17 protein-coding genes are annotated in these 17,809 nt (G+C 63.5%); 9 read left to right on the top strand and 8 right to left on the bottom strand.

Annotation, left to right across the window (positions count from 1 at the left end):
- Nucleotides 1-58 precede the first annotated feature (58 nt).
- Nucleotides 59-892, bottom strand: a complete 834-nt coding sequence (locus QRN22_RS00835) for a DUF2797 domain-containing protein (protein ID WP_042552839.1) — start codon at nucleotides 890-892, stop codon at nucleotides 59-61.
- Nucleotides 892-1,155: a YeaC family protein gene (locus QRN22_RS00830; protein ID WP_042552838.1), complete on the bottom strand. Its 264-nt coding sequence runs from the start codon at nucleotides 1,153-1,155 to the stop codon at nucleotides 892-894. The genes QRN22_RS00835 and QRN22_RS00830 overlap by 1 nt, the downstream gene beginning before the upstream one ends.
- Before the next feature lie 160 nt (nucleotides 1,156-1,315).
- Here QRN22_RS00830 and QRN22_RS00825 point away from each other — a divergent pair, with 160 nt between their 5' ends.
- The 3 genes from QRN22_RS00825 to QRN22_RS00815 all read left to right on the top strand — a co-directional run bounded on the left by QRN22_RS00825 (nucleotide 1,316) and on the right by QRN22_RS00815 (nucleotide 5,301).
- On the top strand, nucleotides 1,316-1,825 hold the full coding sequence (locus QRN22_RS00825) for a sigma-70 family RNA polymerase sigma factor (protein WP_042552837.1): 510 nt from the start codon (nucleotides 1,316-1,318) through the stop codon (nucleotides 1,823-1,825).
- Entirely contained in the window at nucleotides 1,822-2,733 is a 912-nt protein-coding gene (locus tag QRN22_RS00820; protein ID WP_052493756.1) for a DUF4880 domain-containing protein, read from the top strand. Before QRN22_RS00825 ends, QRN22_RS00820 begins: the two co-directional genes overlap by 4 nt.
- Nucleotides 2,734-2,925: 192 nt before the next feature.
- Complete coding sequence (locus QRN22_RS00815; protein ID WP_231570119.1) at nucleotides 2,926-5,301, top strand: TonB-dependent siderophore receptor; 2,376 nt, start codon at nucleotides 2,926-2,928, stop codon at nucleotides 5,299-5,301.
- Between the two features lie 7 nt (nucleotides 5,302-5,308).
- Here QRN22_RS00815 and QRN22_RS00810 read toward each other — a convergent pair whose 3' ends face one another.
- The 3 genes from QRN22_RS00810 to QRN22_RS00800 are packed head-to-tail and all read right to left on the bottom strand — an operon-like array spanning nucleotide 5,309 to nucleotide 8,033.
- The gene (locus tag QRN22_RS00810; protein WP_042552835.1) at nucleotides 5,309-6,172 is read right to left on the bottom strand and encodes a rhomboid family intramembrane serine protease; all 864 of its coding nucleotides are present in this window, start codon (nucleotides 6,170-6,172) and stop codon (nucleotides 5,309-5,311) included.
- On the bottom strand, nucleotides 6,169-7,143 hold the full coding sequence (locus tag QRN22_RS00805; RefSeq protein ID WP_042552834.1) for a metallophosphoesterase: 975 nt from the start codon (nucleotides 7,141-7,143) through the stop codon (nucleotides 6,169-6,171). Before QRN22_RS00805 ends, QRN22_RS00810 begins: the two co-directional genes overlap by 4 nt.
- Nucleotides 7,143-8,033: an NAD(+) kinase gene (locus QRN22_RS00800; RefSeq protein ID WP_042552833.1), complete on the bottom strand. Its 891-nt coding sequence runs from the start codon at nucleotides 8,031-8,033 to the stop codon at nucleotides 7,143-7,145. The genes QRN22_RS00805 and QRN22_RS00800 overlap by 1 nt, the downstream gene beginning before the upstream one ends.
- Nucleotides 8,034-8,277: 244 nt before the next feature.
- Between QRN22_RS00800 and QRN22_RS00795 the strand changes: the two genes are divergently transcribed.
- Nucleotides 8,278-9,210 (top strand): DUF1853 family protein, encoded by a 933-nt coding sequence (locus QRN22_RS00795; RefSeq protein ID WP_042552832.1) that lies wholly within the window; start codon nucleotides 8,278-8,280, stop codon nucleotides 9,208-9,210.
- Nucleotides 9,211-9,214: 4 nt separating this feature from the next.
- Here QRN22_RS00795 and QRN22_RS00790 read toward each other — a convergent pair whose 3' ends face one another.
- From QRN22_RS00790 to QRN22_RS00780, 3 genes are all read right to left on the bottom strand, one after another.
- Nucleotides 9,215-10,150: a 1-aminocyclopropane-1-carboxylate deaminase/D-cysteine desulfhydrase gene (locus QRN22_RS00790; protein ID WP_042552831.1), complete on the bottom strand. Its 936-nt coding sequence runs from the start codon at nucleotides 10,148-10,150 to the stop codon at nucleotides 9,215-9,217.
- A 54-nt stretch (nucleotides 10,151-10,204) separates the two neighbouring features.
- The gene (locus QRN22_RS00785; protein WP_042552830.1) at nucleotides 10,205-11,491 is read right to left on the bottom strand and encodes a chromosome partitioning protein ParA; all 1,287 of its coding nucleotides are present in this window, start codon (nucleotides 11,489-11,491) and stop codon (nucleotides 10,205-10,207) included.
- A 186-nt stretch (nucleotides 11,492-11,677) separates the two neighbouring features.
- Nucleotides 11,678-13,714 (bottom strand): NADPH-dependent 2,4-dienoyl-CoA reductase, encoded by a 2,037-nt coding sequence (locus tag QRN22_RS00780; RefSeq protein ID WP_042552829.1) that lies wholly within the window; start codon nucleotides 13,712-13,714, stop codon nucleotides 11,678-11,680.
- Nucleotides 13,715-13,909: 195 nt separating this feature from the next.
- Here QRN22_RS00780 and QRN22_RS00775 point away from each other — a divergent pair, with 195 nt between their 5' ends.
- From QRN22_RS00775 to QRN22_RS00755, 5 genes are all read left to right on the top strand, one after another.
- Nucleotides 13,910-14,971, top strand: a complete 1,062-nt coding sequence (locus QRN22_RS00775; protein ID WP_042552828.1) for an AraC family transcriptional regulator — start codon at nucleotides 13,910-13,912, stop codon at nucleotides 14,969-14,971.
- Between the two features lie 199 nt (nucleotides 14,972-15,170).
- Complete coding sequence (locus QRN22_RS00770) at nucleotides 15,171-16,358, top strand: PepSY-associated TM helix domain-containing protein (protein ID WP_042552827.1); 1,188 nt, start codon at nucleotides 15,171-15,173, stop codon at nucleotides 16,356-16,358.
- Entirely contained in the window at nucleotides 16,355-16,897 is a 543-nt protein-coding gene (locus tag QRN22_RS00765) for a PA2404 family protein (protein WP_042552826.1), read from the top strand. Before QRN22_RS00770 ends, QRN22_RS00765 begins: the two co-directional genes overlap by 4 nt.
- Nucleotides 16,897-17,223, top strand: a complete 327-nt coding sequence (locus QRN22_RS00760) for a hypothetical protein (protein ID WP_042552825.1) — start codon at nucleotides 16,897-16,899, stop codon at nucleotides 17,221-17,223. The genes QRN22_RS00765 and QRN22_RS00760 overlap by 1 nt, the downstream gene beginning before the upstream one ends.
- On the top strand, nucleotides 17,220-17,786 hold the full coding sequence (locus QRN22_RS00755) for a DUF6162 family protein (protein WP_042552824.1): 567 nt from the start codon (nucleotides 17,220-17,222) through the stop codon (nucleotides 17,784-17,786). The genes QRN22_RS00760 and QRN22_RS00755 overlap by 4 nt, the downstream gene beginning before the upstream one ends.
- Nucleotides 17,787-17,809 lie beyond the last annotated feature (23 nt).

Below are 17,809 nucleotides of genomic sequence, written 5' to 3'. Positions count from 1 at the left end.
TCGATGCCACGCCCATTGGCGTGACAGACAGGTGAATGGCGTCAGCAGCGCCTGCCGGTCAGGCGGCGCAGCTGGCTGCGATCTGGTAAGCGGTGTACTTGCGGATATTGATCACGCCGGTATCGAACATCAGGTACTGGCCCTTGATGCCGAGCAGTGTGCCTTCGGCGACGGGATTCTTGTCCAGGTTGAAGCTGGTGATCTTGGCCGGATAGCCCTCGATCGGGTAACGGATATCGACCACCGACTGCTCGTTCAACGGCAGCACGGCCTGCAGGCCGAAACGCTGCTGCAGCGCATCGATGCCTTCGGCGCAGGCATGGAAGATCTGTTCGCGCACGGCGAGCAGGTCGACCGGCGTCGCATCGCCCTTGAGCAACGCGCGCCAATTGGTCTTGTCGGCCACCTGGCTGCGCAGCAGGTCTTCCACGAAACCGGACTGCTGGCGAGTGGCGACGCGCATGATCGGCAGCGCCTGGGTGGCCCCCTGATCGATCCAGCGCGTGGGGATCTGCGTGGCGCGGGTGATGCCCACCTTGATGCCCGACGAGTTGGCCAGGTAGACCACATGATCGGTCATGCAGAACTGCTCGCCCCACCCCGGATCCCGGCAGGTACCGGCGTCGTAGTGGCAGCGTTCCGGGCTCATGATGCACAGGTCGCACTGGGCGAGTTTCTGCATGCAGGGGTAGCAATAACCCTGACTGAAGCTGGTCTTGGTTCTGCGCCCGCAATGGCTGCAATGAATCGCGCCGAGAAACTCCAGGCGCACGGTCTTGCCGATCATCGGATTGACGGCGATCCGCTCGTCACCCAGGCGAAAGGCGTACTGCACTGGCGCATCGAGCTGGGTGGCCATCTTGCTCAGGGCGCCACGGGCTACTTCAACCATCAGTGCAGGGTTTCCGAGGACTTGTAGAGCAGGTTCGGGATCGGCTCGGACTTCGAGGAACACTCGGAGGTGCCCATGTAGCCAGTGCGCTGATCCTCGGGCAGGTTCTCGATCTCCCAGGCGATCATCGCCTGCAGGCTCAGTTCCTTCTGCTCCTGAGTCAGCTTGCGGCCGTCCGGCCACTTGCCGATCTCCACGGCCAGCTTGAGGCTTTCATACACGTCCGGGGTGATGTTGCGGATCAATTCGACGAAGGAGGACATGGCTGGCTCCAGGCTCAAAAAGTCACATATTACCGGGCCACATGCTTCGGCGCACGGGCATTGATCGAAACAGCGCATATCGCGCGGCGGATGCGATTGCCAGTAGTGAAGTCAAATGACAAAATGATAATAGTTTTCACTATCAAGTGACCTTCCCAGCATGCTTCCTGCCAACTCCAGCAATCGGACGGCGATGCTTCACAATCTGTTCGGCGAGCACCATGGCTGGTTGTTCGAGCGCCTGCGCGCTCGTCTTGGCTGCCGCCACGACGCTGCGGACATGGCCGCCGAAACCTTCGCTCAGGTTGTCGCCATGCGCGATCAGCGAAAGATCCACGAACCACGTGCACTGCTGACAACCATTGCCAAACGCCTGGTATTCGCCAGTTGGCGGCGCCGCGACCTCGAACGTGCCTACCTGGCGGCATTGACCGCCGAGCCGGAGCGCTTGGCCCCTTCTGCTGAGGATCACTACCTGCTGCTGGAAACGCTTGTCGAGATCGATCGGCTTCTCGACGGGCTTTCCAGCAAGGCTCGCGCCGCCTTTTTATACAGCCAGCTGGATGGGCTGACCTACGCACAGATTGCAGTGGAGCTTGGCGTGTCCGTCACGCGGGTGCATCAGTACATCGTTCAGGGGCTCAAGGCCTGCTACGGTGCCGAGACGTGAGCCCACTGATAGAGCAAGCCATCGAGTGGCATGCACGGCAGAGTTCGGGCAACTTCGGCGATGACGAGCACACACGTTTCCAGCAGTGGCTGAGTGCCAATCCTGCTCACACCGACGCCTGGAATGCCCTACAACAGCGACTCGGTAAAACGCTGCTACCACTGAAGGCTGCGCCAGCCAGACAAGCGCTGAACACGCCGAACCTGAGCCGCCGCAACCTGCTACGCGGCACGCTGGCAATCAGCACGATGGCTATCGGCGCCCACCTGCTCGGCAAACCTGGCATGCCGCTGAACAACTGGAACGCCGACCTTCGTACGCAAACCGCCGAGCGCCGGCGGATCGAATTGCCAAGTGCCTGGCTGACACTCAATGCACAGAGCGCCGTCGACCTCGACCTTTCCGGTGAGCGACACCTTGTTCGCCTGCATCAAGGCAGCCTGGTCATCGACACGCAAGGTAGAGAACTGAGCCCCATGACTCTAGCGAGTCGCTTTGGGGAGATCCAGCTGGCAGACGGGCGCTGCGTGCTGGAGCTGCACGATGATTTCGCTCGTGCCTGCCTGCTGCGTGGCAGCGCAAGCATTGCCGGGCGCCCCCTGCTGCCAGGGCAACAAGTGCACATGCTCGCCAATGGCGTGACAGGGATGCGACCTTTCGTGGGCGCCCCAGATGCCTGGGTCAACGGTTTCTTGCAAGCGCACGACTGGACGCTGGGCCAGTTGATCGACCAACTGCGCCCCTATCACCGAGGCATGCTGCAGCTTTCCCAAAATGCAGCACATCTACGTATCTCCGGCGTATTCAATCTGGATAACAGCGCCCAGGCGCTGGCTGCCTTGGCGGACATCCTGCCGGTACGCGTCCATAGCTACCTCGGCGTATGGACGCGTATCGAGCATGTCTAGGGTCTGTTGACGTGTCAGCACGGCCGCGCCAGGCCCTACGGGCTGCGCGGAAACGTCAACAGACTCTAGGTGCAGCGAATTAATTTTCACCCACGCCTGAAAAAAACTCCGACTCATCGCACATACCCGTAAAGAACTCTGGCGAAAGCGATCGCCAGGGGTATTTCCTGCGACTCGGAGCTCTGGATCACCATGCCTCATCAGTCTTGCTTGCCGTTCTTCATCACCGCTTTCGTGGTCGCCATGCATGGCAATGCCAGTGCATCGCAGCAGCGCCATGATTTCGCACTATCGGCGGCACCGCTGGCCGCTACGCTGATCGAAATCGGCCAACGCAGTGGCCAGCAGATACTGTTCATCCCTGCGGACGTCGATGGCCATCAGGCCGCTCCCGTACATGGCTCGTTCAGCGCCAGCGAAGCAGTACAGCAGGCCCTGCGTGGCAGCGGTCTTGAAGTACGTGCCACCAGTGGCGGAACGCTCAGCGTGCAGCCGGCCCCACAAAACGGATCGATGACCCTCGATGCCACCCGCGTCGACTCCACGATTGCCAGTGAACGCACGGGCGCCCCCTTTTCCGGCTATGTCGCCCAGCGAGGCAGCTCGGCCACCAAGACCGATGCATCGCTGCTCGAGACGCCACAGTCGATTTCGGTAGTAACCCGCGACGAAATGAACGACCGTAAGGGCGATAACCTTTCCGATGCACTGAAATACACCGCTGGCTTCAGCAGCCAGCCAAGTGGTTTCAGCCGTACCGCGGACGACTTCACCTTGCGCGGCTTCAACGTGGGCGCGGGCACCGGCGGTATTCTGCGCGACGGCATGAAACTGCAGGCCAACCCCTACGACGGCAGCATCGAAGCCTACGGCGTGGAGCGGGTAGAAGTGCTCAAAGGGGCCTCATCCGTGCTTTATGGGCAACTGTCGCCGGGTGGACTGATCAACACCATCAGCAAGCGCCCGACCAGCGAACCGCTGCATGAAGTGGGTATCGAAATCGGCAACTACGACCGTCGCCAGTACACCTTCGACCTAGGCGGCCCGCTGGACGATCAGGGCCAGTTCAGCTACCGCCTCACCGGTCTGTGGCGCGACAGCAATACACAGGTCGATCATATCGACGACGACCGCCGCTACATCGCGCCCGCCTTGACCTGGCGTCCGAACGAGGACAGCTCGCTCACCATTCTGGCCAGTCATCAGGAAACCTTTACCGGCTTCGCCCCGCCGACGGCCTACACCATGACCACCTACAGCGATACGCCGGGCTACAAGATAGGTCGCGACGACTTCGTTGGCGAACCCGGCTACGACCATTTCAACAACCGTATGGACACGCTCGGGTACCTGTTCGAGCACCATTTCAACGACCACCTGCAAGTGAACCACAGCCTGCGCTATTTCCAGGCCAACACCGACTGGGACTACCTGATTCCACAAGCCATCGTCGGCAGTCAGCTACTGCGCCGCTACAGCGAGCGTGACGAGCGCTCCACCGGCTGGACCACCGACAACAACCTGCAATACACGCTGGACAGTGGCCGCTGGCAACACAGCTTATTGGTGGGGGTCGACTACTACCACAAGACATACGACTCCCACCGCCATATCAGCGCCTCCCTGGCGCAACTGGCTCCGCCGCTGGATCTCGCCAACCCGATCCACACCGGCTACGGCGAAAACACCGCCGCCGAAAGCGGCTCCGATCTGCACAGCGCGCAGAAAGGCCTCTACCTGCAGGATCAGATCAGGTTCGACGACAAGTGGCTGCTCCTGCTGGGCGCCCGTCAGGACTGGGCGGAAAGCCGCACCACTACCTTCGCGACCGAGGCACGTGCTACCCGCAACGACAAGAAAGCCACCGGGCGTATTGGTTTGGTCTACATGGCGGACAACGGCGTGGCGCCTTACGCCAGTTACAGCCAGTCGTTTCAGCCGGCCAATGTCAGCAATCCAGCCGCTGGCAATGCCTTCGCGCCGCTGGAAGGCGAGCAGTATGAGGTCGGTGTGCGCTATCAACCTCCCGGCAGCCAGACGTTGATCAGTGCCGCGGTGTACCAACTGACTCAGGAAAATTCACTGAGCTTCGACGCCGCCAGCGCCACATTCGTGCAATACGGGAAAACCCGCTCCAAAGGCCTGGAACTGGAGGCCAAGACAGAGGCGAGCGACAACCTCAGCCTCACCGCCTCCTACGCCTATACCGACTCCCACGTGATCCAGGACAGCAGCGCCAGCAATGTCGGCAAACGCATCGAAGGCGTGCCTTACCACAGTGCCAGTCTGTGGGCGAGCTATCGCCTGAGCGCCCTCGGTCTGCCGCAGCTACGACTCGCAGCTGGCGCACGCTATACCGGCACCACACGCACCACACCAACGGTCTATGAAGGCAAGATCCCCGCTTACACGCTGTTCGATGCGCTGATCAGCTATGAAATCGACGACCACTGGGAAGTGGCCGCCAAGGCCCAGAACCTGGGCAACGAGAAGTACCTGTTCTGCAACACGACCTGTCGTTATGGCGATGAACGCAGCCTGATCGGCTCGCTAAGCTATCGCTGGTAAGCGCACATCAGCGGCGTCGCCGGGCCAGCAGACCGCCAATCAGCCCGGTGACGCACCCCGCGACCAGCCCACCGACATGGGCGGCATTGGCGATGGCGCCGAACTGCAGCAGCTCGAATACACCGGTCATGCAGATCAGCAGCCAGATCAGCATGCTCACCAGCACGCCCCGTGGCAGCTTGTAAGCCGCATTCGGGGCCAGCCACTGGAACAGCCAGCAGTGCCCGAGCAGACCATAAAGCACGCCTGACAACCCGCCGAACAGCGCCGGGCCGCCATACAGGTATTGCGCGACGTTGGCTGCCAGGCCGAACCACAGGGTCAGGAGCAGCAGCATGAGCGCGCCCTGGCGTGCCTCGATACGTCGGCCCAGCTCCCAGTACCACAAACTGTTCATGGCCAGGTGCAGCACGCCGAAATGCAGCAGCATCGGCGTGAACACACGCCACCACTGGCCGCTGTCGACGACCTGGGCGAAGGAAGCGAAGTAGATGTACTGACCTTCGATCTGGAAGTCGACGAAGCTCAGCCAGCGCACGACATCGTAATCTTCACCGCCCCAGGTCAGCAGCGCGACCAGCAAGGTCAGGGCCAGCACGACCAACGTCAGCGGGCTGCGCCGGGCCTGATCGAGAAAGCCAGGTAGCTTGCGCGCTGGCTGAACCTGCACGGGTTGCACACTGGGATCGCCCTGGGGCACTCGGGCGTATAGCTCGCGTACCTGACTGGCGATATGTTCATCGGGTACCCAGAGCACCTGCTCATTGGACTGCTCGGCGACCCGGTGGGCGACACCCAGGTTGCGCAACAGGGTGATGAAAGGTGTCAGGTCCTCATCGAGCGGTGCACGCAAGGCGATCACCGGGCTCATCGCGGCGCCTCCGGTTTCTCGACATCGACCCAGACGAACTTGCGCGGGTCCAGACGGGTTTCCTGATCAAGGCGGTAGGCCACCAGCTTGCCGTACATCACGGCGCTGTAATCCAGGCAGGCCAGGTTCGGGCGGATCGGTTCAGGGGTGCCGCTGCGCCAGTAATGGCCGACGAACAGCAAGGGTTGATCGGGCCCGTACTTGAGCAACTCGGTCTTCTGCAGCTCGCTGAGCGGCATCTGCGCGACCAGATCCGGCAAGGCATCGGGCTGGAACTGCACATCGCCGTATGTCTGCGGGTTGTCTTCCCAGAACTTGGTGCGGAAGAACGAGCGGGTGAAGCCGTCACCACTGGTCATGGTCAAGCCGTCGGGCAGGCGCATGTCGGTGCCGCGCAGCAGCCGATCGAGCACGGTGCAGGCATAGCTGCCAGGCACGGCAGAGGCCTGCAGAAAATGCTCATCGATACAGCCATCCGGAAACTGCCGGCGCAGCGGTGCGATCATGCCCTCGTCCCAGCAGGCGTGCACCACGCGAAAATGACCGGCATCGAGAAACAGCGGCAGCTCGTAGAACCAGGCCAGCACATCGCGCCACTCGTCAGGGTATGGCTCGAACTGCTTGAGGGTTTCGCCGATCAGCCGCCCGTGCCGCGGGGTACGCTCACGCACGTAGTCGCGGCCGCTGCCCGGCAGTGCCGGCGTCATCCAGCCGAGGGCGTTGAACTCGTGATTGCCCATGATGCACAGCGCCTCACCGGCCCGCACCATGTCGTGCACCAGGTGCACGGCCTCACGAATGCGCGGGCCTCGGTCGATCAGGTCGCCGAGAAACACCGCCATACGTTGCGGATGGCGCCAGACCCCGTTCTGACGACGATAACCCAGGCGTTCGAGCAGGTGCACCAGGGTATTGGCACAGCCATGGATATCACCGATCAGGTCGTAGCCGCGAGACGGGTCGAGCTGCATCAGTCGCCTCCGCCGCCGAGTCGGCTACCCCATCCCAGCTTGGTTCGGCAGATCTCGTAGTAGTTGTGATCCAGCGGGTGGATCAGGCACAGCTTCTGGGACTTCTTGCGTACCGTGATGGTGTCGCCCGGCGCGCAGGTGAAGTGGTTCTGGCCGTCGCAGGACACCTGCGGGTAGAGCTGCAGATCCTTGGAGACGACGATCTTCAGCTCACTGTTGCCATCCACCACGATCGGCCGGCTGGACAGCGTGTGCGGGTACATCGGCACGATGACGATGGCGTCCAGCTTGGGGTGCATGATCGGCCCACCAGCCGACAGGGCGTAGGCAGTGGAGCCGGTCGGCGTGGCGACGATCAGACCATCGGCCTTCTGGCTGCAGACGAACTGGCCGTCGATGTACAGCTCGAACTCGATCATCCGGTTGGACTTGCCCGGGTGCAGCACCACGTCGTTGAGCGCGTCGCCCTGGCCGATCGCCTCGGAATGACGGCGCACTTCGGTTTCGAGCAGAAAGCGGTTCTCGGTGAGGTAGTTGCCTTCCAGCACCTCGGCGACCTTGGACTCCAGTTCATCCGGGCGGATATCGGTGAGAAACCCCAGATTGCCGCGGTTGATGCCGAGCACCGGCACCTTGTGCCGGGCCAGGGCGCGGCCTGCGCCGAGCATGCTGCCGTCGCCACCGACCACGATCACCAGGTCGCAGAACTCGCCCAGGTGCTTGCGGGCGGATGTCTGCAGACCATGGCCAGGCAGAACCTCGGCGATGGTGTCCTCGAGAATCACGTGCAGCTGGCGCTCGAGCAAGAACTTCTTCAGGCGGCGAATGGTGTCGAGCACCTGGGTACTGCCCAGGCGACCGATGATGCCGATATTACGAAACTGCTCCATGGGGCTCCTGCGACGCTCTGGTTCTGATGGCCCGATTATGGGTGAAACACTGCCTCAGGGCACCTCAAAAAACCACCTGCGGCGCCATCGCCCTGTCAAGAACAGGCTCAAACTGCTCACTCACCGCTCCTAAGCTGCGCTTTTTCGCCTGTTTTTGCCTTGCGCTGACCGCCTCGTCCAATTTTTTCGAGATGCCCTGCAACAGCCTCCGCACCGATCGGGGAAAAGTCCCTATGCTGCACAGATGAATGCCTTCGACACCCTCGCCGATCTACCCCAGCGCCTGAATCAGCCAGCGGTGCGCGACCTGGCCTGGACGCTGCTTTCTGCGCCCCTGCTGGCCCACCCACACCCGACGCAGCGTCATCCGCTGACGGATGGCAAATGGGCTGCCGAGCCGGGCCTGCTGGCGGACTGGCTGCTGCGCCAGGATGAAGAGCCTGCTGCGCTGCAGACCTGGTTGTCGCGTAGCTCGGTACGCCGCCTGGGCCTCTATTACGAGCGCCTGTGGCAGTTCGCCCTGGAGGCCGCCCCAGGCATCGAGGTACTGGCCGCCAACCTGCCGATTCGCCAGCAAGGCCACACCCTGGGCGAGCTGGATCTGCTGCTGCGCGATGCCAGCGGCGTGCATCATCTGGAACTGGCCATCAAGCTGTATCTGGGCAAGGCGTCGCAACAAAGAGCGCAATGGATCGGCCCCGGCAGCCATGATCGTCTGGATATCAAGCTCGAGCATCTCGCCAGCCATCAACTGCCACTCTCGGCTCAGCCCGTGGCACGCCCTGCTCTGGATGCGCTGACCAGCGAGCCCATCGAGGCGGCCATGTGGATCGGCGGGTACCTGTTCTACCCCCATGGCCACCCCTGCCCTGCACCACCAGACGCTCACCCGCAGCACCTGCGCGGCAAGTGGCTGCACCGGCGCGACTGGCAGGCCTTCCAGGTGGAGGATGCAGCGGCCTGTTGGCAGCCACTGCCGCGCCACGCCTGGCTGGCCCCGGCCAGGCTGCCGGTGCAGGAAGGCTGGTCGTTCGCTCGCCTGCAAAACTGGCTTGGCGAGCTGCCCACGGATGCCGAAGCGCAGTTGCTGGTGGATCTGCGCCCCGGCGTCGACGGCCACCTGCACGAGCACCAGCGCCTGTTTCTGGTCGCCGATGATTGGCCACGGCTGGCTTAGCTGATCATGACGCCGGGATCAGGGCGGCGCGGCGCCCCTGCAACCCACCGGTATGCACGAAGATCAGCCGCGTGCCGGCCTCGATCTCGCCACCTTCGATGGCCTCACGCAGGCTCATCAGCGCCTTGGCGGTATACAGGGGTTCGAGGGGCAGGCCGCTCTGCGCCTCGCACTGCGCCATGAAATCCAGCAAGTCGGCATCCTGCCGCGCGAAACCGCCTCGGCAGGCAGCGAACAGCCGATAGCCCGCATCGGCCATCCCGGCTTGCCCCAGCAGGGCCTGGACCTGCGCCAGTACGCCATGATCGCGGGGCACTGCCAGTGCCCCCTGCACGACCCGCTGCGCGCCCTCTCCAATCACCAGCCCGGCCAGGGTGGTGCCAGTGCCCGCAGCCAGCCACCAGCCGTGATAATCGGGCCAACCCAGCGCTGGCAACTGCGCAGCAACCAGCGCGGGCAACTGCGCACAGCCCATGGCACCCGGCAAACCGCCGCCGCCCTCGGGCACCGCGCAAAAGCCGGGATAACGCGCATGCCAGTCCAGCCAGAAATCCGCACGGTGTCGATCACGGTAACCGCCGTAGCCCAACCAGTGCAGCTGCATGCCGAAGCGCTGCAGATCCACGACGGTTGGCGTGCTCTGTGGCTGCCCCCGCAGCAGGCCGACGGTGGCGAAGGAGAAACGCTGGCCAGCGGCGGCCAGTGCATGCAGATGATTGGAGTGCGCACCACCCAGGCTGATGATGCCGCGTGCGCCCTGCCTGGCAGCGGCGTGCAGATGTGGCCGGAGCTTGAACCACTTGTTGCCGCTGATCAGCGGGTCGATCAGATCCAGCCGCAATACCGCCAGCTCGACCCCTGCCAACCAGTCGAACGACAGGCGCTGCAGCGGCGCATGGGGGCGCCAGGCGCTGACGGCCGTTAGGGAAAGTGACTCCATGAACGCACACGAGAGGCCTGGTGAAAGGGCCTGCGATTGTATCCCAGATCGGCCTCAGCCCACTGTGCGCAGGCGGGTCGCCTTGTGCGCCATGCAGCAGTTGGAGTCGCCAACCACGAAACGCCCCGGCGTCTCGATGCGCTCCACGGCAACGTCGCAACGCTGGCCATCGGCATGCAGACCTTCGCAACGCGGGCGCTGATAGTGCTCCAGCCACTGGCGGTACAAGGCTTCGGAAACGAAGCATTTGCTCGCGGCATAGGCCAGCGGGCTGGCCAGATAACGTTCGACATCCTGCAACGGTACGGTGACGTGACCGGCGCCCGGGTGAAACACCACGAACACCACACCCTGCCCGGCCAGACGTTCCAGCACCTGATGGGCGCCACGCTGCGAGGCCTCGGCTTCACGGCGCCGGGCCTGCTCCTCCGCGCTGGCCTGGGTCGCGAGTATCCGCGCACGCAGCTCGTCGTCGAACTGTTCGCGGAGAATGTCACGCTCGGTACGTGCATGACGCTCGGCGCCACGCAGGCGGACCGCCATTTCGTCGCGCTCGCTCTGCTGAATGGCCAACTGTTCGGTGAGCTGCGACTTGAGACTGTGATTCAGCGTTTCCTGCTGCCGCACGGCCTGGCGCAGCGCCTGAATCTGCCCCTGCAGATCGGTAACCCGGGCCTCGGCCTGAGCTGCGACACGCGCCATCTCCGCCTGATGCTCCTGGCCGAGACTGGCGAGCCGCTCACGCTGCTGCTTGACCAGTTGCGCGGCCTTCTGCCGATAGTCATGGGACAGCCGCTCGGCCAGCTTTTCGGCCAGATCCCGGGATGGATCCACGGCGTACCATTGATCCTCGGAAGCCACCTGCAAGCGCTCGGGCGCTACGCTATTGGCTTCTTCTTCCTGAAGTACGATGCCCAGGCTGTTGAGCTTGACGGTGTCACGCAGCAAGGCCAGATCATTCTTGCCGGTGACCAGACTGGGATCCCACAGGTGCATCTGGTGCCAGGAAACCGGGCACTGGCTGCGGCAGGCCAGGCGAATGGGCCCGGCACCCAGGTCAGGGCCACGGCCAGCGCGCTCGGCCAGCTGCTGCAAGGGAATGTTCCAGCCGCTGTCGGGCGCGCCGCTTTCGTCGAAATCCAGATAGAAGAACACTGCGGAGCGAATCTGCAGGCGCGCATTGATCACCACGTAGGTGACGCGAACCTGCTGATCGGCGAACACCGGCATCTTCACCAGGCCATCGAGCAACGTCTCGAACTCGGTGTAGAACATCTGCTTACCGATGCTGCCGTCTTCAGCGAAGAACATCACGGCCTCGACCAGTTGCGGCTTGCTCATCGATGCTCTCCAGACGAATGAGGGTTCTCGGTTCCATGTCGGCTGCAACGCCAGAGCGGCAGCCAGACAAGTCTAGGCGAGAACACCGGAACCACTGTGTGAACCGGTTGGCAGTCATTCAGCTGCGGGACGAATGGCAACCCAGAACCGTGAAGTGTTCGGTAGAACCTGCCGAAAAGTGGCGTCTCAGAGCGCCGCGGCCAGACGCGAGCCCTGATCGATGGCGCGCTTGGCATCCAGCTCGGCCGCCACATCCGCACCGCCGACCAGGTGCACCGCCTGCCCGGCAGCCACGAGCTCATCCTGCAGTTCGCGCAACGGATCCTGACCGGCGCAGAGAATCACCGTATCCACCGGCAACAGCTGCGGTTCGCCATCGGCGATGCGGATGTGCAGCCCCTCATCGTCGATCTTCAGGTACTCGACGGCATTGAGCATCTGCACCCGCTTGTTCTTCAACCCGGCACGGTGGATCCAGCCGGTGGTCTTGCCGAGGCCGTCACCGACCTTGCTCTTCTTGCGCTGCAGCAGAAATACCTGACGCGCCGCGGGTTCGATCTCGGCCTGAACACCGGCGACGCCACCACGGGCATGCAGGGCCGGGTCGATGCCCCATTCCCTCCAGAATGCCTCACGATCCAGGCTGGTGGCGACGCCCGCGTGGGTGATGAACTCGCTGACGTCGAAGCCGATGCCGCCGGCGCCGATCACCGCGACCGTCTGGCCGACCGGCTGACGTTGCAGGATGGCGTCCAGATAGCTGATCACCTTGGCGTGCCCGATGCCGTCGATCGCCGGAGTACGCGGCACGATACCGGTGGCAAGGATGACCTCGTCGAAGCCGGCAGCCAGCAGGTCCCCCGCGCTGACCCGGGTATTGAGGCGCAGATCGACGCCTGTGGTTTCCAGCTTGCGTTTGAAGTAGCGCAGGGTTTCAAAGAACTCCTCCTTGCCGGGCACTCGCTTGGCGACGTTGAACTGGCCACCGATTTCCCCCGCCGCATCGAACAGGGTGACGCGATGGCCACGCTCGGCAGCCACCGTGGCGGCAGCCAGGCCGGCAGGGCCGGCACCGACCACGGCAATGGTTTTCACCGCTGCGCTCGGCAGGTAGTTCAGCTCGGTTTCGTGACAGGCGCGAGGGTTGACCAGGCAACTGGTCAGCTTGCCACCGAAGGTGTGGTCGAGGCACGCCTGGTTGCAGCCGATGCAGGTATTGATTTCGTCGCCCCGGCCAGCGGCCGCCTTGTTGACGAACTCCGGGTCGGCGAGAAACGGCCGGGCCATGGACACCATGTCCGCATCGCCCTCGGCCAGCACCCGCTCCGCCACTTCCGGGGTGTTGATGCGGTTGGTGGTGATCAGCGGAATGCTCACCTCGCCACGCAGCTTGGCAGTGACCTTGGTGAACGCCGCCCGCGGCACCTTGGTGGCGATGGTGGGAATGCGCGCTTCGTGCCAGCCGATGCCGGTGTTTATCAGGGTCGCCCCTGCCGCCTCGATGGCCTTGGCGAGCACGACCACTTCCTGCCAGTCGCTGCCGCCCTCCACCAGGTCGAGCATCGACAGTCGATAGATGATGATGAAGTCGCTGCCGACCGCTTCGCGCACCCGGCGCACGATCTCCACGGGCAGGCGCATGCGATTCTCGAAACGACCGCCCCAGCGGTCGGTACGCTGGTTGGTGTGGGAGGCGAGGAACTGATTGATGAAGTACCCCTCCGAGCCCATGATCTCGACACCGTCGTAACCGGCCTGGCGCGCCAGCAGCGCACAGCTGACGAAATCGGCGATCTGCTTCTCGATGCCCTCTTCATCCAGCTCGCGGGGCTTGAATGGGTTGATCGGCGCCTGAATGGCGCTCGGCGCAACCTGCTTGGGGCTGTAGGCGTAACGACCGGCGTGGAGAATCTGCATGCAGATCAGGCCGTCGGCGGCATGCACCGCTGCGGTGACGATACGATGCTTCTCGGCTTCTTCCGGGGTGCTCAGCTTGGCCGCGCCCGCGTAGACCCCGCCCTCCTCGTTCGGCGCGATGCCGCCGGTGACCATCAGCCCGACGCCACCGCGAGCCCGCTCGGCGAAATAGGCCGCCATGCGCTCGAAGCCGCCTGGCTTCTCCTCCAGCCCGGTGTGCATGGAGCCCATCAGGGTGCGATTCTTCAGGGTGACGAAACCCAGATCCAGCGGAGCGAGCAAATGCGGGTAAGCGGTCATGGTCATGGATCCATCGGCGGTGATCACGGGATGCCGCAGCCTTCGTGGGCAGCGGTCTGTATGGGACAGACGATAGTGAAGCCATGACCCCGCCTCAATGATCATGAATGACAACTTACTGATCCTGAATGACAGTGAGGCTGGCGAGGTATCGCCGGCCGGGATACCCTACCTGCCCGTCCATCAGTATCGACAGAGCCCATGAACCCCGCACGTATTCGCCTGGGCGATCTCTCCGTCGGCTTTCTCTACAGCCTGGCCGACGCCGTGCGCCACCTCGGGCATGAGCCACACCCCTTGCTGGAACACTATGGTTTCGATGCCCCGCGCCTGGCCGAGCCACAGGCCAGGCTGTCGATTCCGCGCTACATGCACCTGGGGCACAGCGCCATCGAACTGACCGGCGAGCCGGCGCTGGGCCTGCTGATGGGCCGTTTCGCCCGTCTGCAGCAATTGGGCCTCGCCGGTATCACCGCCGCCCAGGCACCCACGGTGCGTGAGGCGGCGCGCACGCTGACCCGCTTCGAACTGCTGTATGCCTCCAACTACCGTGGTCGCTCGAGCCTCCAGGAAGACAGCCAGGGCGCCTGGCTGCGCTTTCACTCGATAGGCCCTTACAACGCCTACAACCGTTTCGTGGTCGATTCGGTACTGGCTGGCTGGCTGCAGCAGTTGGGCACGCTCGTGGGAACCGAATTGCAGGCCGAGGCGCTGCATCTGGAATGCTCGCCGCCTGCCTACGCCGAACGCTACGAATGCGAAGTTCGCTGCCTGCCCACCTTCGATGCTGCCTTCAATGGCCTGCGCCTCGACCAGCCGACCCTGAACCTGCGCAACCCCCAGCACTGCCCCGGCACCTGGCAGGAACTGCTGCAACTCTGTGAGCAGCAACTGCAGCGCCTGACCCGCACCCACAGCCTGCGTGAGCGGGTCAGCCAACTGCTCGGCCCGCGTCTGCATGGCCGCGAACCGGACATGGACGACATCGCCCGGCAGTTGCAGCTGCCGAGCTGGACCCTGCGCCGGCGCCTGGCCGAGGAAGGCACGCGGTTCAGCAGCATCGTCAATGAAACCCGCCGGGATCTGGCCACCGCCTACGTACGCGATACCGAACTGACGTTCGGAGAGATCGCCTACCTGCTCGGATTCGCCTCGGCGGAAGCCTTTCAGCGCGCCTTCAAACGCTGGCTGCAGCAGACGCCCGGCGAGCTGCGTCGCACCCATCGGCTGGGCATGGCCAAACTGTCTGAATCTTTGAAATAATTATTTTCATTTGCGCCTGCGGGTTTTACGCTTCTCATCCGTCTTAATAGGTAACCGACCCACAAAGCGCGCGATAATCACGCCCGCCACGGATTTCCACCCTCGCAGGCCGCAAGGCAGGCGGGGTTTCGTTCGTTAATAAAGAGCCCGCTCGCCGAGCCGCCCGGCGTTCGAGGCCTCCCAACAAGACTGATATTCAATGTCCAAGAAGTCGCGCTCCAAAATCTGGTTCCTGGTCCACAGCTGGCTCGCTCTGCCCATCTGGTTCTTCGTGCTGATCGTCTGCGTCACCGGCACCCTGGCAGTGGTCAGTCAAGAGATCGTCTGGCTGGCCAACCCTGACGTGCGCGCCACCAAACCGTCGGACGACGCCGAGCTGCTGACCTTCGGAGAGGTACTGGCGGCCATCAACAAGGCCGAGCCGCAGACCATCGTGCAGACCATCAGCCGGCCGGACGAATCCCATTTCGCCCTCACCGCCCGGGTGGCCTACCCGGATGGCAGCACGCCGACGCTGTACGTCAACCCGTACACCGGGGACATCCAGGGGGTCAGCCCGCAGTTCGATTTCCGCCAGTTCACCCGCGCCCTGCACGGCTGGTGGCTGGTGCCGTTCACCAATGGGTTCAGTTGGGGCTGGTACCTGGTGTCGATGATGGGCATCCCCATGCTGCTGTCACTGATCACCGGCCTGGTGGTCTACAAGAAATTCTGGAAAGGCTTCTTCAAGCCACGCCTGCGTTTCAACCAGGGCGCGCGGATCTTCTGGGGCGACTTCCACCGCCTGAGTGGTATCTGGTCGATCTGGTTCATCGCCGTGGTGTCGATCACCGGCATCTGGTTCCTGATCCAGGCGATCCTGTTCGACAACCAGATTTCCATCTCGACCGAAGGTGTGCCTGCCATCGTGGCGCGCGAAGACGTGCCGATCGTCCGGCCCGGCGAGCCGATTCCGATGATCGGCGTGGACGAAGCCGCGCGCATCGCCATCAGCAAGGTGCCGAGCCTGGACGTCAGTTTCACGCGGCTGCCGAGCAATGCCTACGATCATATTTCCGTCAGCGGGCGCGGCTGGTATCCGCTGATGTTCCAGAGCGCATCGATCAACCCCTATACCGGTGAAGTGGCGCAACAGCGCCTGCTGGAAGATCGCTCCAAACTGGAGTTCGTCACCGAATCCATGCGTCCGCTGCACACCGGTGACTTCGGCGGCATCTGGGTCAAGATGATCTGGTTCTTCTTCGGCCTGGTGCTCAGCATGATGGTGCTCAGCGGCCTGCTGATCTGGACCAAACGTACCGCACAGGCCACCGCCAAGGTGATCAAGCGGCCGGCCCGCAGCCGCGCCGCCGATACCGCCAGCGACAACACGGAGGTCAAGGCATGAGCAAGGCCGTCGCCGCACGCCCCGCCTCACCATTGAGCCGCCTCTGGTACAAGTGGCGCTTCCACATCAACATTCTGCTGGTGATCATTCCGCTGGCCTTCATGCCCAAGTACTTCGCCGATGTCGCGCTGTTCACCGGCACCAGCGGCCTGGGCGAACGCATGATCGGTGACGTGGCGGTCGGCCCCTGGTCGATCCGCCTGGCCGAATTTCGTGCGGGCCCTCCGGAGCTCGATGGCCCGGCCGGTTACATGAAATCCTTCAATGGCGCGCTGTGTGCCGAATGCGCCAGCCAGGTCAAGGCCACCTACCTGCGCATCGGCAAGCCACGCAGCCTGCGTGCAGCCGGTGGCATCTTCTTCGGCACCGCCCACCGCATGGGTGCCACCGTGCCGCTGCCGGCTCGCACCAAGCCCGATGCCGAACTGTGGATCACCATGGAGGGCTGGGACGGTTCCGTACACCAGGCCGCCGTGCCCCTCGAGCAGGCATCCCCGTCCACCGTCGCCTGGCTGAAGAAACAACAAGGAGGCAAGTAATGATCAATTCCAAATCCCTGCGTCTGGCCGCAGGCATCGCCCTGCTGTCGCTCAGCGGTGCTGCCCTGGCGCACAATCCGATGTGCCAGTGCGAAGACATCGACGCCGAACACATCCGCTGCACCGGTGGTTTTTCCGACGGCAGCGGTGCAGCCGGCGTGACCCTCGACGTGATCGGCTATGACGAAAGCATTCTGGTGCCCGGCAAGCTGGCCGAAGACTCGACCATCACCTTCAAGCGCCCCGAAGGCGAGTTCTACGTGCTGTTCGATGCGGGCCCCGGCCATATCGTGGAAATCGACCACACGGAAATCGAGGCCCCATGACGGTTCAGGTCGTACGCCCCGCCGGTGCCGGTCACGAAACCCTCTACGTACTGCTGCTGTGCCTGGCCATCCTGCTGGCGGCCGGCTCGGTCGTGGCCTGGCATGGCGAGACGGAAAGCGAAACCAGCATCGAGAGCCATCAGATCGATGCGCGTCGTGACCTCACCGCCGCTGAACAGGGCATCTACGCTGACCTGCGCGTGGCCTCCGACGAGATCCGCATCCGCCGTGACGAAGAGCAGACGCTGCTCAGCCCCGCTGAGCTGGCAGACGAAGGCTTTCCGCCGTTCGCAGCCGATGCCAGCGCGACCAGCCGTGGCAGCCACCAGTGGCAATTGCTGCCCGCTGACCAGGCTGCCTATTTCGGTGCCAGCCAGGCACTGGACGTGGCCGGCTCGATGCTCATGCTGATCGACGCCGAGCATGAACAGGCCGACGTCTGGCTCAACCGCAACAGCGCCAGCGCGCCTTCCAGTCTGGACGCGCAAAGCCTGATCACTGCCGGCTGGCAGCAGATCGCCTCCCAGTACGACGCAGGTGTGACCCGGCAACATCGCCACTGATCACCTCCGATCCACCCGACAGA

The sequence above is a fragment of the Pseudomonas sp. MEJ086 genome (assembly GCF_030209025.1).
Lineage (GTDB): Bacteria > Pseudomonadota > Gammaproteobacteria > Pseudomonadales > Pseudomonadaceae > Aquipseudomonas > Aquipseudomonas fulva_A.
Note: the sequence above shows the minus strand (reverse complement) of the source record. Positions and strands in the feature narration are given on the sequence as shown.

What these genes read in the sequence shown, in the direction of transcription:
- QRN22_RS00790 (WP_042552831.1), bottom strand. Translation starts at nt 10,150, where the DNA reads ATGGAGTCACTTTCCCTAACGGCCGTCAGCGCCTGGCGCCCCCATGCG.
- QRN22_RS00765 (WP_042552826.1), top strand. Translation starts at nt 16,355, where the DNA reads ATGAGCAAGGCCGTCGCCGCACGCCCCGCCTCACCATTGAGCCGCCTC.
- QRN22_RS00815 (WP_231570119.1), top strand. Translation starts at nt 2,926, where the DNA reads ATGCCTCATCAGTCTTGCTTGCCGTTCTTCATCACCGCTTTCGTGGTC.
- QRN22_RS00795 (WP_042552832.1), top strand. Translation starts at nt 8,278, where the DNA reads ATGAATGCCTTCGACACCCTCGCCGATCTACCCCAGCGCCTGAATCAG.
- QRN22_RS00770 (WP_042552827.1), top strand. Translation starts at nt 15,171, where the DNA reads ATGTCCAAGAAGTCGCGCTCCAAAATCTGGTTCCTGGTCCACAGCTGG.
- QRN22_RS00785 (WP_042552830.1), bottom strand. Translation starts at nt 11,491, where the DNA reads ATGAGCAAGCCGCAACTGGTCGAGGCCGTGATGTTCTTCGCTGAAGAC.
- QRN22_RS00825 (WP_042552837.1), top strand. Translation starts at nt 1,316, where the DNA reads ATGCTTCCTGCCAACTCCAGCAATCGGACGGCGATGCTTCACAATCTG.
- QRN22_RS00760 (WP_042552825.1), top strand. Translation starts at nt 16,897, where the DNA reads ATGATCAATTCCAAATCCCTGCGTCTGGCCGCAGGCATCGCCCTGCTG.
- QRN22_RS00755 (WP_042552824.1), top strand. Translation starts at nt 17,220, where the DNA reads ATGACGGTTCAGGTCGTACGCCCCGCCGGTGCCGGTCACGAAACCCTC.
- QRN22_RS00835 (WP_042552839.1), bottom strand. Translation starts at nt 892, where the DNA reads ATGGTTGAAGTAGCCCGTGGCGCCCTGAGCAAGATGGCCACCCAGCTC.
- QRN22_RS00775 (WP_042552828.1), top strand. Translation starts at nt 13,910, where the DNA reads ATGAACCCCGCACGTATTCGCCTGGGCGATCTCTCCGTCGGCTTTCTC.
- QRN22_RS00810 (WP_042552835.1), bottom strand. Translation starts at nt 6,172, where the DNA reads ATGAGCCCGGTGATCGCCTTGCGTGCACCGCTCGATGAGGACCTGACA.
- QRN22_RS00830 (WP_042552838.1), bottom strand. Translation starts at nt 1,155, where the DNA reads ATGTCCTCCTTCGTCGAATTGATCCGCAACATCACCCCGGACGTGTAT.
- QRN22_RS00805 (WP_042552834.1), bottom strand. Translation starts at nt 7,143, where the DNA reads ATGCAGCTCGACCCGTCTCGCGGCTACGACCTGATCGGTGATATCCAT.
- QRN22_RS00780 (WP_042552829.1), bottom strand. Translation starts at nt 13,714, where the DNA reads ATGACCATGACCGCTTACCCGCATTTGCTCGCTCCGCTGGATCTGGGT.
- QRN22_RS00800 (WP_042552833.1), bottom strand. Translation starts at nt 8,033, where the DNA reads ATGGAGCAGTTTCGTAATATCGGCATCATCGGTCGCCTGGGCAGTACC.